The organism is Micromonospora fluostatini (genome assembly GCF_050410825.1).
GTDB lineage: Bacteria > Actinomycetota > Actinomycetes > Mycobacteriales > Micromonosporaceae > Micromonospora > Micromonospora rosaria.
Genome location: NZ_CP191251.1, coordinates 4,378,631 through 4,392,782 on the forward strand (window position 1 = coordinate 4,378,631; position 14,152 = coordinate 4,392,782).

Annotated in this window: 13 protein-coding genes; 3 read left to right on the plus strand and 10 right to left on the minus strand. The window is 66.8% G+C overall.

The genetic code is table 11. The annotated features are described in order from the left end of the window. Positions 1-8: 8 nt before the first annotated feature. The 7 genes from ACQUFX_RS19135 to ACQUFX_RS19165 form a co-directional block, all read right to left on the minus strand. A complete protein-coding gene (locus ACQUFX_RS19135) occupies positions 9-917 on the minus strand; it encodes a nucleotidyl transferase AbiEii/AbiGii toxin family protein (protein ID WP_428961713.1) in 909 nt (302 codons plus the stop codon). Continuing rightward, positions 914-1,519 carry a type IV toxin-antitoxin system AbiEi family antitoxin domain-containing protein gene (locus tag ACQUFX_RS19140; protein ID WP_428961715.1) on the minus strand — a complete coding sequence of 202 codons (606 nt, stop codon included), beginning with the start codon at positions 1,517-1,519 and terminating at the stop codon, positions 914-916. Before ACQUFX_RS19140 ends, ACQUFX_RS19135 begins: the two co-directional genes overlap by 4 nt. A gap of 451 nt (positions 1,520-1,970) precedes the next feature. Further along, entirely contained in the window at positions 1,971-3,197 is a 1,227-nt protein-coding gene (locus tag ACQUFX_RS19145; RefSeq protein WP_428961716.1) for a beta-1,3-glucanase family protein, read from the minus strand. Between the two features lie 255 nt (positions 3,198-3,452). Beyond that, positions 3,453-4,022: a hypothetical protein gene (locus ACQUFX_RS19150; protein ID WP_428961718.1), complete on the minus strand. Its 570-nt coding sequence runs from the start codon at positions 4,020-4,022 to the stop codon at positions 3,453-3,455. Positions 4,023-4,076: 54 nt separating this feature from the next. Beyond that, positions 4,077-4,463 carry a GIY-YIG nuclease family protein gene (locus tag ACQUFX_RS19155; RefSeq protein ID WP_428961719.1) on the minus strand — a complete coding sequence of 129 codons (387 nt, stop codon included), beginning with the start codon at positions 4,461-4,463 and terminating at the stop codon, positions 4,077-4,079. Positions 4,464-4,473: 10 nt separating this feature from the next. Then, positions 4,474-5,190, minus strand: coding sequence for an FAD-binding oxidoreductase (locus tag ACQUFX_RS19160; RefSeq protein ID WP_428961721.1), 717 nt, complete (start codon positions 5,188-5,190; stop codon positions 4,474-4,476). Next, positions 5,187-5,468, minus strand: coding sequence for a globin family protein (locus tag ACQUFX_RS19165; RefSeq protein ID WP_428961723.1), 282 nt, complete (start codon positions 5,466-5,468; stop codon positions 5,187-5,189). Before ACQUFX_RS19165 ends, ACQUFX_RS19160 begins: the two co-directional genes overlap by 4 nt. Positions 5,469-5,734: 266 nt before the next feature. Between ACQUFX_RS19165 and ACQUFX_RS19170 the strand changes: the two genes are divergently transcribed. After that, positions 5,735-6,985, plus strand: a complete 1,251-nt coding sequence (locus ACQUFX_RS19170) for a helix-turn-helix transcriptional regulator (protein ID WP_428961724.1) — start codon at positions 5,735-5,737, stop codon at positions 6,983-6,985. Next, entirely contained in the window at positions 6,982-7,470 is a 489-nt protein-coding gene (locus tag ACQUFX_RS19175; protein WP_428961725.1) for a flavoprotein, read from the plus strand. The genes ACQUFX_RS19170 and ACQUFX_RS19175 overlap by 4 nt, the downstream gene beginning before the upstream one ends. A 334-nt stretch (positions 7,471-7,804) precedes the next feature. Here ACQUFX_RS19175 and ACQUFX_RS19180 read toward each other — a convergent pair whose 3' ends face one another. Then, positions 7,805-10,009 (minus strand): double-stranded RNA binding motif domain-containing protein, encoded by a 2,205-nt coding sequence (locus ACQUFX_RS19180; RefSeq protein WP_428961726.1) that lies wholly within the window; start codon positions 10,007-10,009, stop codon positions 7,805-7,807. Between the two features lie 342 nt (positions 10,010-10,351). On the opposite strand from ACQUFX_RS19180, the gene ACQUFX_RS19185 reads away from it, so the two are divergent. Continuing rightward, the gene (locus tag ACQUFX_RS19185) at positions 10,352-13,423 is read left to right on the plus strand and encodes a DUF3427 domain-containing protein (RefSeq protein WP_428961727.1); all 3,072 of its coding nucleotides are present in this window, start codon (positions 10,352-10,354) and stop codon (positions 13,421-13,423) included. 85 nt (positions 13,424-13,508) lie between these two features. Here the strand turns inward: ACQUFX_RS19185 and ACQUFX_RS19190 are convergent, their stop codons facing one another. Both ACQUFX_RS19190 and ACQUFX_RS19195 read right to left on the minus strand, forming a co-directional pair. Further along, positions 13,509-13,898 carry a hypothetical protein gene (locus tag ACQUFX_RS19190; RefSeq protein WP_428961729.1) on the minus strand — a complete coding sequence of 130 codons (390 nt, stop codon included), beginning with the start codon at positions 13,896-13,898 and terminating at the stop codon, positions 13,509-13,511. A gap of 72 nt (positions 13,899-13,970) precedes the next feature. Further along, positions 13,971-14,144, minus strand: coding sequence for a hypothetical protein (locus tag ACQUFX_RS19195; RefSeq protein WP_428961730.1), 174 nt, complete (start codon positions 14,142-14,144; stop codon positions 13,971-13,973). Positions 14,145-14,152: the final 8 nt, after the last annotated feature.

Below are 14,152 nucleotides of genomic sequence, written 5' to 3' on the forward strand. Positions count from 1 at the left end.
ACACCACCTCACTCAGCGCCGTTTCTCGTCCAGCCCAGGGTTGCCGAGGTCCAGGTGAGGCCGAGCGCGCCACCGGTCAGAGCAGGGTCGGCAAGCAGAGAGGCGCGCTGCAACACCTCGTCGAAGTCACGCGGCGCACGATCATCAAGGCGATGTTTGCGCCGCCAGGCAGCCCACCGCGACTGCGCCAGCGACGAATAACCTTCGAGGGCCTCAGTGAGCGGAACGAGAGCCACTCCGCGATAGTCGGCCACCCGCCGCATGGCTACGGCCAACTCCTCGCCGTCGACATCGTGCCGCCCAGACAACAGGTAGACGTCGGCGAAGTCGCGCCACCGCGTGTTTGCCACGCCGCGCTGCAGCGCTGTCACGAGCTTCTCGGCGAACACCATGGTGAGCGGGTAGCCGATCATCACGATCTCGCCATCGAGCAGACGAGGCAACCTGATCGGCTGTGGCTCGGGCCAGATCGGATCCCCGACGTTCACGTCGACGTGGAAGGTCAGCCGGGCGGCAGCGAGAGTGCCGTTCAGGCTGACCCGCACGCCAGCGTAGGTATCGTCATCCCGGATGGTCTCCGCCGTCGCGCTCTCCGCGTCGATCACCAGACCATCGTCGACATCCGATGCCGCTATGCGCCGCACGATCCCGCGCACCTCATCGACGTCGTTGGAGATCCATCGTCCCTGGAGATCCACGTCGCGAGTGGGCCTGCGAGCCGCGTAGGCAGCCAGCAGCACGCCTCCTTTGAGCACGAGCCTGTCCCGATACGGGGGTTGGGCCAGTCGGGCCAGAAAGCCCTCCAGGGCGTAGATCTGGTGCATCTCGTCCGTGGGGCGACCGGTACGGCGGGCCAGGTTCTGCAGGTCCAGGTACCGCTGGCCGGCGAGGGTTGCTCGGGTCGGACGTGCGGTCACAGCAGGATCTCCAGCGCCTCTCGAAGCGGGCGTTCCACCCTGGGAAATGCTCGCGCCATCGCCAACAGCCTCGCCGGTACGGCATCTCTTCGTCGCAACCATCGCCGTAAGGCGGTGTAGGCCAATTCCGGCCCTTCCTGATGACGCAGCCGGAGGGCGTCGATGATGCTTCGTTCGGGCCCGTACAGCCCGATCCGATGCCCCCGATCGAGGGGGATCTCGGTACGCCCTGTTCCGAATGTGGTGGGGTCAAACCAATGCCAGGCAACCGGTGCTGAAGTGCTCGGACGATGTCGCCCTCGGGGCAGCGCCACATCGATGCGGGCTGGGATCTCGTCGGTAAGGCCATGACGCGCCAGCGCAGTGGTCAGACAGAGCGTGGCCTCCGGCGCCCGGAAGGCGATCTCGACAAGATCGAAGTCGACGACCTCGGCATCGCTCCGCCGGTACAGGCCCCGGCTCACCGCCCGGATGACACCCTCGTCACGCAACCGGTAGATCCGTCGCCGCGACAGGCCAGCCGCTCGGGCCTGCGAGTAACTGAAGGTCGTCGGAAGGGCGTGCAACAACTCGCGCTCGGCGCTCGTCTCGTCCCCTGACACGGACAAGACCCTACACACGAAGCGGCAATGTGTAGAGCCTTTTGCCCGCCTTGGTAAGCCTGCGGGCCACGGTGACCATCCCCCGGCGACCTGCCGGTCGGTCACATCGGCAACTCTGGCTGGCCGATGACGGCGTCCGGCGAGCGGCTCCGGAAGGCGGTCGGTGTCGTTGTCGGCGAGCTGACGCCGGGCCCCCTCCTGTTCCGCCGGGCCCAGCTTTCGCACTCCGGGACCAGCCGGTCCCGGGCCGGGAAGCGGATCTGGTCGGACATGGTGGTGTAGAGCACGCCGCCGCTGATCGGGCAACCGGCCGCGTCGGCTCACACGGACCCCGTGGTCTGGATCGGACTCGCGTAACGGCAGCGGGCGCGCACGCGCCGACGACGGCCCGTCGCACACTCGGTGCGGGTCGGGCCGTCGTCGGGACGCGCGTCGGATCTGCGGGCGGTGGTCAGCCCGTGAACGGGGTCAGCGTGATCCCCGCCGAGCGGGGGTCGCCGCTGTGCACCAGCGACTCGAAGCCGCCGACGTCGTCGTACGGGAAGCCGTACGCCCGGCCGTCGACCATGTTGGCGTGGATGAGGCGCGAGTAGTGGTTCGGGGCGCTGTTGCGGTAGAAGTTGGCGGCGGTCAGGTTCGGCTCGACGTCGAACCGGCCGAGGGTGCCCCGGACCAGCGCCGTACACAGGGTGCGCTTGATCTCGGGCTCGATGAACGGCGGGACGTTCGGGGCGTTGAAGACCCCGTCGCAGCCCCAGACGTTGCTGGTGGTGGGCTTGCCGACGGTGGCGACCCGGGCACCGGTCGAGTCGGTGAAGACCATGTCGTTGCCGACGGTACGGCCGAAGAACCGCCGGTTGGGCTCGGCGCTGCGCGGCACGACGGTGAGGGTCCGGCTGGTGTACGTCTGCCAGGCGGAGTTGATGTACGCGTCGAGGTAGCGCGGGTCCATCAGGCCGGCCTCCATGGCCTTGCCGGGGGCGAGCACCCGCAGCACCGTACCGTCGGAGCGGGTGACGATCGAGCGGGCGAACGCCGGCTGGGCCCGGAGTCCGTTGATCACGTTCGCCCGGCCGTTGGCGACGAGTTGCCCGGTCCGGCTGGTCCGGCCGGCGGCGTCGGTGACGGAGACCGCGTGCGGGACGGCGAAGTGGTCGACCTGGGTGCTGTTCAACCACAGGCCGGCATCGTTGTAGGTGAACTCCGACCAGTCGAAGAGGATGTCCCGGTTCGGGTCGGCGCCGGCCCAGGGGGCGGGCTGCACCAGGCCGTCGGGGGTGAGCCGGAAGTCGAGCTTGCGGCCGAAGGAGAAGTACATCCGTCCGGAGATGAACCGGGGGATCCGAACCGTGACGCTGCCCCCTCGGGCGGGGCCGGCGATCGACACGTCCGGCGCGGGTGTCGGCGGCAGGCCGCCGGCCGGCCAGCGGGTGAAGGTGCCGGCGGCGTTGACGTAGCCGAGGCCCCCGCCGGGGCGGATGTCGGTGCCGAGGATGTACAGGTAGACGGCCTCGCCACGGCCCGAGTTGTTGGTGACGGTGAGGGGTAGCAGGGCGGGGCCGACGGCCTGCGCCGGCCCCGGCGTCACGGCGAGCGTGACGGGGACGGCCACCAGGAACGCCGCCAGTCCACGCAGGACGATACCGAGCGTCCTACCGAACGAGAGTCTGTTACGCAAGGTGACTCCTTCAGGATGGGGGAAGGGCTGCCCTCCGGCTCACCCCGGCCGTCGACGGCCAGCGCGTTATCGAAAGGCGGCTCACGTACCTGCTGGTGGCCACCCCTCGACAACCCGAGAGAGCGCTCTCTCAGCCTGATACCCGTCGATGCGCCATGTCAACCTCCGAGACAGAGTAACTGTTAATAATCTTTTCTGCTGTCACATCTCGTCACTCAAAGTCAACCCTCAGGAGGCCTTGAAAGACTTCGGCCGTCAGGTGGAGGACCGGCCGAGGACCCGGTCGGCGAGCTGGTAGTTGTGGTGCCGGGCGTTGTTGGTCCTGCCGGTCAGGAGGGAGGTCGCCAGCTCACGGGCAGCGGCGGCGAAGGGCTCCTCGGCCAGGGCGTCGATCAGCTCGTCGTACCGTCCGAAGACCTGCACCTGGTCGTCTCCGGCATCCTGGTACCGGCGGGCCCGGTCGAACGTCAGGTCCGGATACCGCTCCTCGATTCCCTGCCCTGCCCCGGCATACCGGCTCAGCACCGAGTCGCGGACGACCATGAAGCCCCACACGTCCTCGTCGGTGCCTTCCGGCGGCAACAGGACGAAGGTCTCCATCCGGCGCATGTTGATCGTCGACAGCCGACCCCCGTTCGTAGTCGGCTGGCAGGACAGGGCCCAGTGGTCGCGCTCGGTCGCGGCCGGCTCGGGCACGGCAGCCGTCAGGTACGCCCGGTTGGCCGCGACCACCTTGTCGAGGTAGGGCCCCTTGACCAGCTCGCCGAAGCGCTCCTGCTTCCTCGGCTCGGCCCGCATTTTCGCTTCGAGATCATCGAACGACATCCGCCCAGCCTAGGCAGCGGGTGTTCGTCCATAGTGGCCGTGCGGCGCAGACGGTCAGCGGGGCTTTGGGATCTGCCGGTTGTGCTTCGGTCGGAAGGCCAGGACCAGGACGTCCTTCGTACTCTTCGGGTTGTCGATCTCCTGCCAGCGGACGTCGTAGCGGCCCAGCCGCGTGGTGATCTCGGCGGCGGGGGCCTCGTGGTCGGGCCGGTCGAGCTCCTGGCCGACCTGGTCGTGCAGCACCGACGAGCCCCGGTTGCCGGTGAGGTGCTGCCGCAGGCGGTTGCGCAGGTTCTCGGTGTAGCCGACGTACACGACGGTGCCGCCGTCGATGACCACGTGCACGCCGGGTGCTTCGGGCGCGCCGGCAGCGGCCTCCATGGTGTACGGCCGGGCGGGGGTGAAGTCGGCCAGCAGATCGTCGTCCGTCGCGTCGGGCATGGGCGCGACGCTACCCGTGCGGGGTCGGCATCCGGTGTGGCAGGTGGATGCGGTCGGCGGGTACGCCGGCGGCGAGCAGCCGCAGCCGCGAGCCGGCCAGCATCGCGGGCGGGCCGCAGACGTACACCTCCTGGTCCGGGCGGCGACGGTCGAGGGCGACGGTGAGGGCGTCGCCCCGCTCCCCCGGCTCGGCCTGCGGATCGTGCGAGAGCGCCGACACCAGCCGCAGCCAGTCGTACGCACACTGGAGCACGTCGAGGGTGATCGAGTCGTACAGCTCGGGGAAGGTGCGAGCGCCGACGACCAGGGTGACCCGACGACCGTCCGGCGCGGCGGCCACCTGCTCGACCAGGGCGCGCAGCGGGGCCAGCCCGGTGCCGCCGGCCACCAGCAGCAGGTCCCGTCCGCCGCCCAACCGCAGCCCGGTGTCGGTGGGCGGGCCGAGGTGCAGCAGCTCGCCGGGGCGTACCTCGTGGACGAGGCTGCGGGAGACGGTGCCGGCGGGCACGGCGCGCACGTGCAGCTCGACGGTGCCGTCCGGGCGCGCGGCGTTCGCCGGGGAGTACCAGCGCCACCGGTCGGGGTGACGGGGCGTGCGCACCGGCACGGCCTGGCCGGGCCGGTGGTCCAGCGGCCGGGTGGGGCGCAGCGTCAGGATGGCGATGCCCTCGTCGCAGGGCAGCTCGTGGCGCACGACCTCGGCCGGCTGCCACTCACGGTGGCTCATCCGCCGACCGCCGTGCGGACCGTGGCGATCCGCTCCTCGGGCAGGTCGGACGCCCAGAGCACACCGATCAGGTAGTCCAGGATCCGCCGGTGCTGCTCCTCGGAGAGCCCCAGCCCCTGCCACGGGTCGTCGACCGGCTGCCCGGCCAGCGCGGCGGTGACGCTCGCGGCCAGGTGCGCGCCGAGCCGCCGCAGGTCCACCCCGACCAGGTACGGCGCCACCTCCGCGTCCGCGACCACCAGCCGCAGCCACCGACTCGCCGTCTCCTCCGGCTTCATCCCACCTCCGGTGTGTAAGGAGGGGGCCCTTGTTAACGCATTCGGTAGGTAAAGGGCCCCCTGTTAACAGGTGCGGCAGCGCCGGGGCGGGAAGCGGCACGGCCGCAGGGCACCCGACCCCGGCGCCACGGGTTCAGCCTCGCCAACTGAAAGCCCGGTAACCACAGCGCGGATGGAGCTGGCCTGACGCAGAAGTGATGCATCTGCGTACCCGCATCATCGACGGACTGTTACTACAGTGGCGAGTGGATGGAGGGAGGTCGCGTGTGGCCCTGAAGCGACACCGGCTCGGTCAGCGGCGCAAGGCCCTCGGGTTCAGCCAGGAGAAACTGGCACACCTGCTCGGCGTGGAGCGGTCGACCGTGGTGCGCTGGGAGAACGCCGAGACGGACCCGCAGCCGTGGCATCGCGGACGGATCGCCGCAGCGTTGCAGGTTACCCTCGAACAGCTTGACGACATGCTCGCGGACGTATCGGTGGCAGCACGACGAGGACAGGCGACCATGGGACAGGAGCACCCCCAGGCCATTGTCGGTGCCACTCGCCCTGAACTGATCGACGGAGTCCGGGACTTCCTCACCAACTACCTGACGCCTCCCGCCGCACCGACTCAGTCGCTTGTCGACGTTCGGCGCAGTGTCGGCCGCGCCCACAATCTCTATCAGCGGGCAAGCTACAGCTCTGCCGCGCGCCTGCTGCCCGACGTACTCGGGCAGGCGACCGCGCTGTCCACCGGGCCCGGCGGGGCGCACCGAAGCAGTGCGTTCCGGCTGCTCGCCGCTGCGTACATCGCGGCGTCGAAACTCGCGGTGAAGGTGGGCGACGGTGACACCGCGCTGCTGGCCGCCGATCGGGCAGCGAGCGCCGCCCGGTCGGCGGGCGACCAGGCGCTGACAGCCGTCGCGGCCTACCAGGCGGCCTGCGGCCTCAGGCGGCTGCCCGGCAGGTCGGCCGAGGCCGAGCAGATGGCGCGGACCAGCATCGACCGGCTCGCTTCCACGTCAGCAACGAGCGACCCCGACCTGCTGTCCGCGCAGGGGGCCCTCCTCCTGCTGGCGGCGCTCATGTCGGCGGAGCGGGGGCAGGCGAAGGAGTCAGGCCAGCTCCTGACCCGCGCCGAGGGGCTGGCCTCGACGCTGGGCACCGACCGGAACCGGCTGTGGACGGGCTTCGGCCCGACGAACGTCGTCATCCATGCGGTCTCCGCCGCAGTGCATGCGGAGAATGCCGACCGGGCCTTGGCGCTCGGGGCGCAGCTCGACACCACCCGACTACCAACCGTGCTGGTGGGCAGACGGGCCCAGGTGCACGTCGACCTCGCCGCAGCGGCCATGATCGCCTCCGGCGACCGCTCAGAGGCGGTGCTGCACCTGCTTGAGGCCGAGCGCATCGCAGCCGAGACGGTTCACACCAACATCCAGGCCCGCACCCTCCTGCTCGACCTCTTGGCGCGGGAACGGCGTACCGCGACACCGGGCCTGCGACCGCTGGCAGAGCGGGCCGGGCTGCTCGTATGAACACACGCGGAGTCCTGCATCTGGTCGCCTGCGCAGCCCCACCGGTGTTACGGATCGGCGAGTTGATCGGGCTGCTCATTGAGGACGGCTGGACGGTCTGCCTCATCGCCACGCCCACCGCCACCACCTGGATCGACCGGGAGGCACTCGCCCGACAGACGGGGTACCCGGTCAGGGTCGAGTGGCGCAGGCCCGACGAAGCCGAGCCCCACCCGCCGGCCACCGCTGTCGCTGTCCTCCCGGCAACGTTCAACGTCATCAACAAGTGGGCGCAGGGGATCAACGACACCCTCGCCCTCGGCATCCTGAACGAGGCGCTGGGTTCCGAGATCCCGGTGTACGCCTTCCCGCACGTCAAGCCGCAACTCGCCGCGCACCCCGGCTACCAGCGGAGCTTGAGGGTGCTCCAAAGTACAGGCACGGTCGTAACGCCGATGCACTTGAGTCAAGCCTGGCACAACTTCACGGCGTTGATTCTTGGATAATCCGTCTTCGGTCCAGGAGATTGAGCGACGATGGGGATGGATCACTTTGAAAGAGGGATTTCCAGGGTGCCGATGGGGTTATATCCTAAGGTGTTGGGCGACTCAGAAACAGCCATTATATGATCGGGCATTCCGGACACGAAGCACTGTCTTGAGTCGACCCACAAACCCATTCCCTTCGCTTCCTTAGCACATTTCTCAGTCAGCTCGCCGCACGCCATTCGCTCAGGAACCGCACTAATCACCAGCGTGGCGGCATCTACCAGAACCTGCCGCGTAACAGAAACGAGCCGAACAGCAAGCCCCAATGAACGAGCATAGGAGCCTCTCAGCACTAGGTTGCGCTTAGCCGCGAGAACACCCCTGGGTCGGTCTCAAAAATTACAGACACACCCACATCATGCAAGAGAATACAGAGGTCCTCTTCCGGCCGAACTGGCACCAGCACAGCAAGCCGCTTGCAATGAACGAATCTCCTATAATCAAAAAGTTGCCCAATCGCTAAGCGCAAATGATTCCGACTGGCGGAGGATTTCGCCTCCACCAACTCGTAAGTCGAGACGTCGAAGAGATCCGTAAAAAGCAGGCTACTGGAGCCAGGAACTTGTATCCTATGTCGAGGAACCACCCCTCCTTTAACCCCAACTAGCCAATCAACATAACGCCGGACCAACGCCGCCTCCCTCCGAATCTTCGAGAACGAAGATGCCAAACTACGAGCCCCGGAGGCACCTCGGCTACCGTCAACACTATAAGCCTCCGTAACTATATAATCGTAACGTCGATGCTGCCCACCCCTCTGAGACTGGGCCGATGCAAGACCGTCCTTCAGATCAAACTCTCCCTGCATAGCCTTTTCATCTACCTGAACTAGAGCGTTCAAATGATCTTGAAAGAACGAGCTTACGACTTGAATAGAATCCTCTGAAGAACGTCCAGCAGGACCCGAAGTGGTCGAATTTGATTCCGTCGGCATGCCTTCAAGGATCCTGCAAGAAACGAGATGCTTCCCGTCCGCCCAACGCCCACCAAAAGGGGGCCCACCTAGCGAGACCTCTTTCTTCAATACATCACTAAACAAGTCGATTTCTACTTGCTTTTCGGAACCTTTATTCCCTGAACAATTTACGCGCCAATGCCAGCGCATACCAACGCTCTGGAGCGTCTTCTCTAGAACCGTGGTCGGATCAAGCGGAGTCGGCGTACCCGGTGCGAAGAGTTGGAGTGCATCGCTCCATTGAGAGGGCCATTCAAGCTGCAGTAGACGGTTGCCTCCTGTCGCCAAGCACAGAGCAGCCGCCAACGCCTTAAATAGTTTAGACTGCACCTTCCTTCCGTAACCGTCAGATTTAACTGAATTACCTAGAAGAACACCTTCCTCAACGCCACAGACGGCGAACGCGCTAGCATATTGTTCATCTGCAATATTGACAATAGAGAGCTTACTCTGAGGATTCCTCCAGGAATCTTGCACGATCGCGACGACATATTCGTGTTCTAAGATGACATCACCCACCAGCGAAAGCATCCTATTGTCTCGCTGGCGAGCCTTCCACAGGAGCACCCTATCCTCGCTCGCCCAAGAAGAATGAATCAGGGCTTGCCCGATTAGCCCCTCGAACTCGCGGTCAACCTGAAAGAGTTGGCAGATGCGGCGGGCGGTAGAAGCATGTGACCGATTCTCGGATTCTTCAATCATATTCGGCCGATCGCGGCCAGGGCGAACAGTGTCAGATAATGCATCAGGAAAATGTAGCTCAAGGAAATTTTCACATGCATTACGACGTGCTTTCTTCTTGCTAGGCCCCTTACCCGTTGCAGTTAATCCCTCGCTACTACGCAAGGAGATCAAGTAAGTGCGCTGGTGATCCGGCCCAGAAGATTCGGAAGACTCTTCCGGAAAGGGCGAAATCAGGCTCCTCAATACATCTTGCGGATCGGGTCCAGAAATTTCCGAACGCCTAGCAGTTGCAGCCGACAGCCAAGGTTGCAACATCCGATCCGCAATGCCAGCCCGACCATGCACTACCAGTAGGCCTACTAGCTGAAATAGAAGAGCCTCAGACATTCCTGCAGTCAGCCGCGCACGGTCCTCACCCTTTCCAAGAACCGCCGAATCCGCCACCCACTCCAGTTTATGGCCCCACGATGTGAACATCTCCATCGCGTTCGCGAGATACCGAAAGAACGCATGGCTATCATCGCCGCCGAAGCTTTCGAAGGCAGCCAAGGCCGCTTGCTTTCTCGCGAAGGTACGACCGACGAATTGCAACGACTGCAGGATTCCGATGGTCATTCCGGGAAGTCGAGAGCTGTTCTCATGAACAAAGGTCGGCCACATGAGAGCTACGGTTAGATCTTCGCGAATAGCGTATACCTCATCAGAGGGAAGCCCGCACTTGAGAAGTTCAGATATGGCTGCATTCTGACCACCGAAGAACTTGATTAAATCAGGGGCCGCACCGAATACGGCTTCCGTCAAGATATTCTCAGGAGGCGATTTTCTGGCCAAGGAAATACCACTCCCCACGCCGTTCATCAACCGATGCGTGAATCGCGCATCTGGTAGCGCGCTTCGAACACTTTTAGCTCAATCAGATCACTCATATACCGCCAGCCCCACGCATTGACTCAATGAAAAACGGCCTCAACCCTACAAACCATCCCCTTAAGGGTCGAGATCAATATCATGCGAGGCGCGAAGAATATGCACAAAAGAGCAATCTAATGTCAGATACACGACAGAACACTCTTCTCTATTGACGTTTCGTAATTCATCAAGCTCGTAGGGCATCTGGGAGCCTCGTACCTCTTGCTGTTTCTCGCGCAGGTTGCCCCTGCCCGGCCGCGAGTTGCGCGGCAGTCGGATAGCCTCCCTCGGGTGACGGATCTTGGGCAGGGGATTCACGAGCATCTGATCACCCGGCAGCTCGCCGACCGGCTCCAACAGGTCGACCCCGCCCTCGTCCAGCTCGACCGGCTCGACCCGGCCGACGCGCACGAGTTCCTCGCCCAGCACCTCGCCACGCTCGCCCGGCGCGCCCTCCAGGCCGTTCCCGGCGGCGACGACAAACTCAACCGGCAGGTGGCGCTCGCCAACCGGATCGCCGAGCGTATCGCCGACCTCGAACCGGCCGCCGTCGACGCCCGTGACCAGGTCACCGACGCCCGGAACCTGCTGTACGCGATCGCCGCCCCACCAACCCCGCCGGCCGAACCGAGTTTCCCGCCCCGCCCCACCACTCCGCTCTCCACCGGGGCGCTGCTGGTCAACGGGCGGCACCAGCCCCGGATCGGGCACGAGATCAACCACGAGCTGGCCTCCGCCGACAGCGTCGACCTGCTCTGCGCGTTCATCAAGTGGACCGGGCTGCGCACCGTCGAGCCGGCGTTGCGGGAGCTGCGCAGGCGGGGCGGCCGGCTGCGGGTCATCACCACCACCTACCTGGGCGCGACCGACCAGCGGGCCCTGGACCGGCTCGCCGAGCTGGGCGCCGAGGTCAAGGTGTCGTACGAGACGCGGACCACCCGGCTGCACGCCAAGGCGTGGCTGTTCCGCCGCGCCAATGGGCTGACCACCGCGTACGTCGGGTCGAGCAACCTGTCGAAGGCGGCGCTGCACGACGGGCTGGAGTGGAACGTCCGGATCTCCAACGTCGAGCAGCGGCAGGTCATCGACACCTTCGCCGCCACCTTCGAGGATTACTGGCACGACCCGGCGTTCGAGGCGTACGACCCGGAACGGGACGCCGAGCAGCTCCGGCAGGCGCTGAGCGGGGAACGCAGCACCGACACGCCGATCGAGCTGGCCCGCCTGGACGTGCGGCCGTACCCGTACCAGGCGGAGATCCTGGCCGACCTGGACGCGGAGCGACAGGTCCACGGGCGGCACCGGAACCTGGTGGTGATGGCGACCGGCACCGGCAAGACGATTGTGGCCGCACTGGACTACCGGCGGCTGCACCGGGCCGGAACCGTGGACTCGCTGCTCTTCGTCGCCCACCAGGAGCAGATCCTGCGGCAGAGCCGGTCGACGTTCCGGCAGGTGATGGGGGACGGCAGCTTCGGTGAGCTGCTGGTCGGTGGGGAACGGCCGCACCAGGCCCGGCACGTCTTCGCCTCGATCCAGTCGCTGCACCGGCGGGAGGTCGACCCCGAGGCGTACGACATGGTGATCGTGGACGAGTTCCACCACGCGGAGGCGCCGACGTACGCCCGGCTGTTGGAGCGGCTGCGACCGCGCGTACTCCTGGGGTTGACGGCGACGCCGGACCGGGCCGACGGCGGCGACGTGCGGCGGTTCTTCGACGGCCGGGCCGCCGTGGAGCTGCACCTGTGGGACGCGCTCGAACGCCAACTGCTCGCCCCGTTCCAGTACTTCGGCCTGCACGACGACACCGACCTGTCGCGCCTGCGGTGGCGGCGCGGGCAGGGGTACGACCGGGCGGAGCTGGAGGCCCTCTACACCGCCGACCACGCGCGGGCCCGGCTGATCCTGCGGGCCACCCGGGACACCGTCGACGTGCGGCGGATGCGGGCGCTCGGGTTCTGCGTGGGCATCGGGCACGCCGAGTTCATGGCCGACTGGTTCACCCGGCACGGCGTACCGTCGGCGGCGGTGACGTCGACCGTCGACCAGCCGGCGCGGCACGACCTGATCCGCGACTTCAAGGCCGGCAAACTGCGGGTCCTCTTCACGGTGGACCTGTTCAACGAGGGCGTCGACCTGCCGATGGTCGACACGATCCTGATGCTGCGGCCCACCGAGAGCGCCACGATCTTCCTCCAGCAGTTGGGCCGGGGGCTGCGCCTGGACGACGACAAGGCCTGCCTGACGGTGCTCGACTTCATCGGCGGGCAGCACGCCAACTTCCGCTTCGACCTGCGGTGGCGGGCGCTGACCGGGGTGAGCCGGCGGGCCGTCCGGGAGGCGGTCGATCAGGGCTTCCCGGCCCTGCCCAGCGGCTGCCACGTCCAGCTCGACCGGATCGCCAAGGATGTCGTTCTCGCCAACCTGAAGTCGGCGCTGCCGAACTCACCCCGGGGTCTGGTCGCGGAGCTGCGGCAGCTCGGGGACGTCCCGCTCGCCACGTTCCTCACCGAGACCGGGTTGGAGATCGAGGACGTGTACCGGTCGGCGACGCTGGGCGGCTGGACCGGGTTGCGCCGGGCCGCTAATCTACCGGTGCCGCCGTCGGGCACGGCCACCGACGACGCCACGCTGGGGCGGGCCATCGGGCGGATGCTGCACCTCGACGACGTGGACCGGCTCGACCTGCTGGCCCGGGTCGCCGCCGGGGAGCACCCGGCGGTCGGGGATCGGCTCTGGGACCTGCTGCACTTCGACCTGTGGGGGCCGAACGTGCCGCTGAGCGCACGCGACGACCGGCTGGCCCGGCTCTGGGCCGAGCCGGCCCGCTGCGCCGAGCTGCGTGAGGTCGTCGAAGTGCTCCGCGACCGGATCCACCGGGTGACCGTGCCGTTGGGCCCGTTGCGGGTGCACGCCCGGTACAGCCGCAACGAGGCGTGCGCGGCGTTCGGGATGGCGAACCCGGGGTCGCTGCGCGAGGGCGTGAAGTGGCTGCCCGAGGCCCGAGCTGACCTGTTCTTCGTCACCCTGGTCAAGTCGGCGCAGCACTACTCCCCCACCACGATGTACGCCGACCGGGCCATCACGGAGACGCTGTTCCAGTGGGAGTCGCAGAGCACCACCTCGGCCGCCTCGGCGACCGGGCAGCGGTACGCGCACCACGCCGAGCGCGGGTCGAGTGTGCACCTGTTCGTCCGGGAGAGCCGGGTGCCGGACCGGGATCTGGGCGCGCCCGCCTACCGGTACGCCGGGCCGATGACGTACCGGTCGCACACCGGGGACCGGCCGATGCGGATCGTCTGGGAGTTGACGTACCCGCTCCCCGCCGACCTGTACGCCGCAGCGCGCGCCATCGCGGCCTGAGGACCCAGCGCAACCTGGCCCGCAGAAAATTTGAGGTGACGACCCCGGCAGGTCGTCACCTCAGGTTCCGTCTGTCGCCCTGGGGTCAGTGGGGCGCCGCCGCTTTCGCCTCGTTCAGGGCCGCGACGAAGGCCTCGCCACCGTCCTTGTCCACGCCGCTGACCTCGATCTCCCCGCCTGCCCTGATGGTGAGCCGGCCGAGGTTGAGTCCGGACTCCCAACCGACGCTGGCCACGTCGCTGAGGGGCGCCTCGACCAGGGCGTCCCGGATCAGCCCGTCGAAGAGGAAGAAGACCCGCGAGTCGGTGAGGGTCAGCAAACCGTTGCCCGGGCCGTGACGCCCGGCGACCAGGGCGAGGACCCGTTCGTCGGCGGTCAGCTTCGACTCGAGTTCGCGCAGTTCGCTTCTCGCCCCGATCGACGAGCCCATCCGCCCGACCGCCGCAGTGATGTCATCCCGGTACTGCTCGGACATCTGGTCCTCCTCGCTGCTCGATCCGTTGCCAGTGGGATCCCCACCGGCGACAGTCCATAAACGACAGCCAGGTCAGGTGCGTCCGTGCCGCCTGCTGCGGGGCAGCACGACGGCAACGATGAACGCCAGTACCGCGCCTACGACGAGCAGCATCACGCCAGTGGAGTCCCCTCCGACCACCAGGAACAGACCCCAGCCCAGAAGGACGACCGCCATCAACGCGGACGCTGCTGCCAGCGCGCGCATGAGACCAG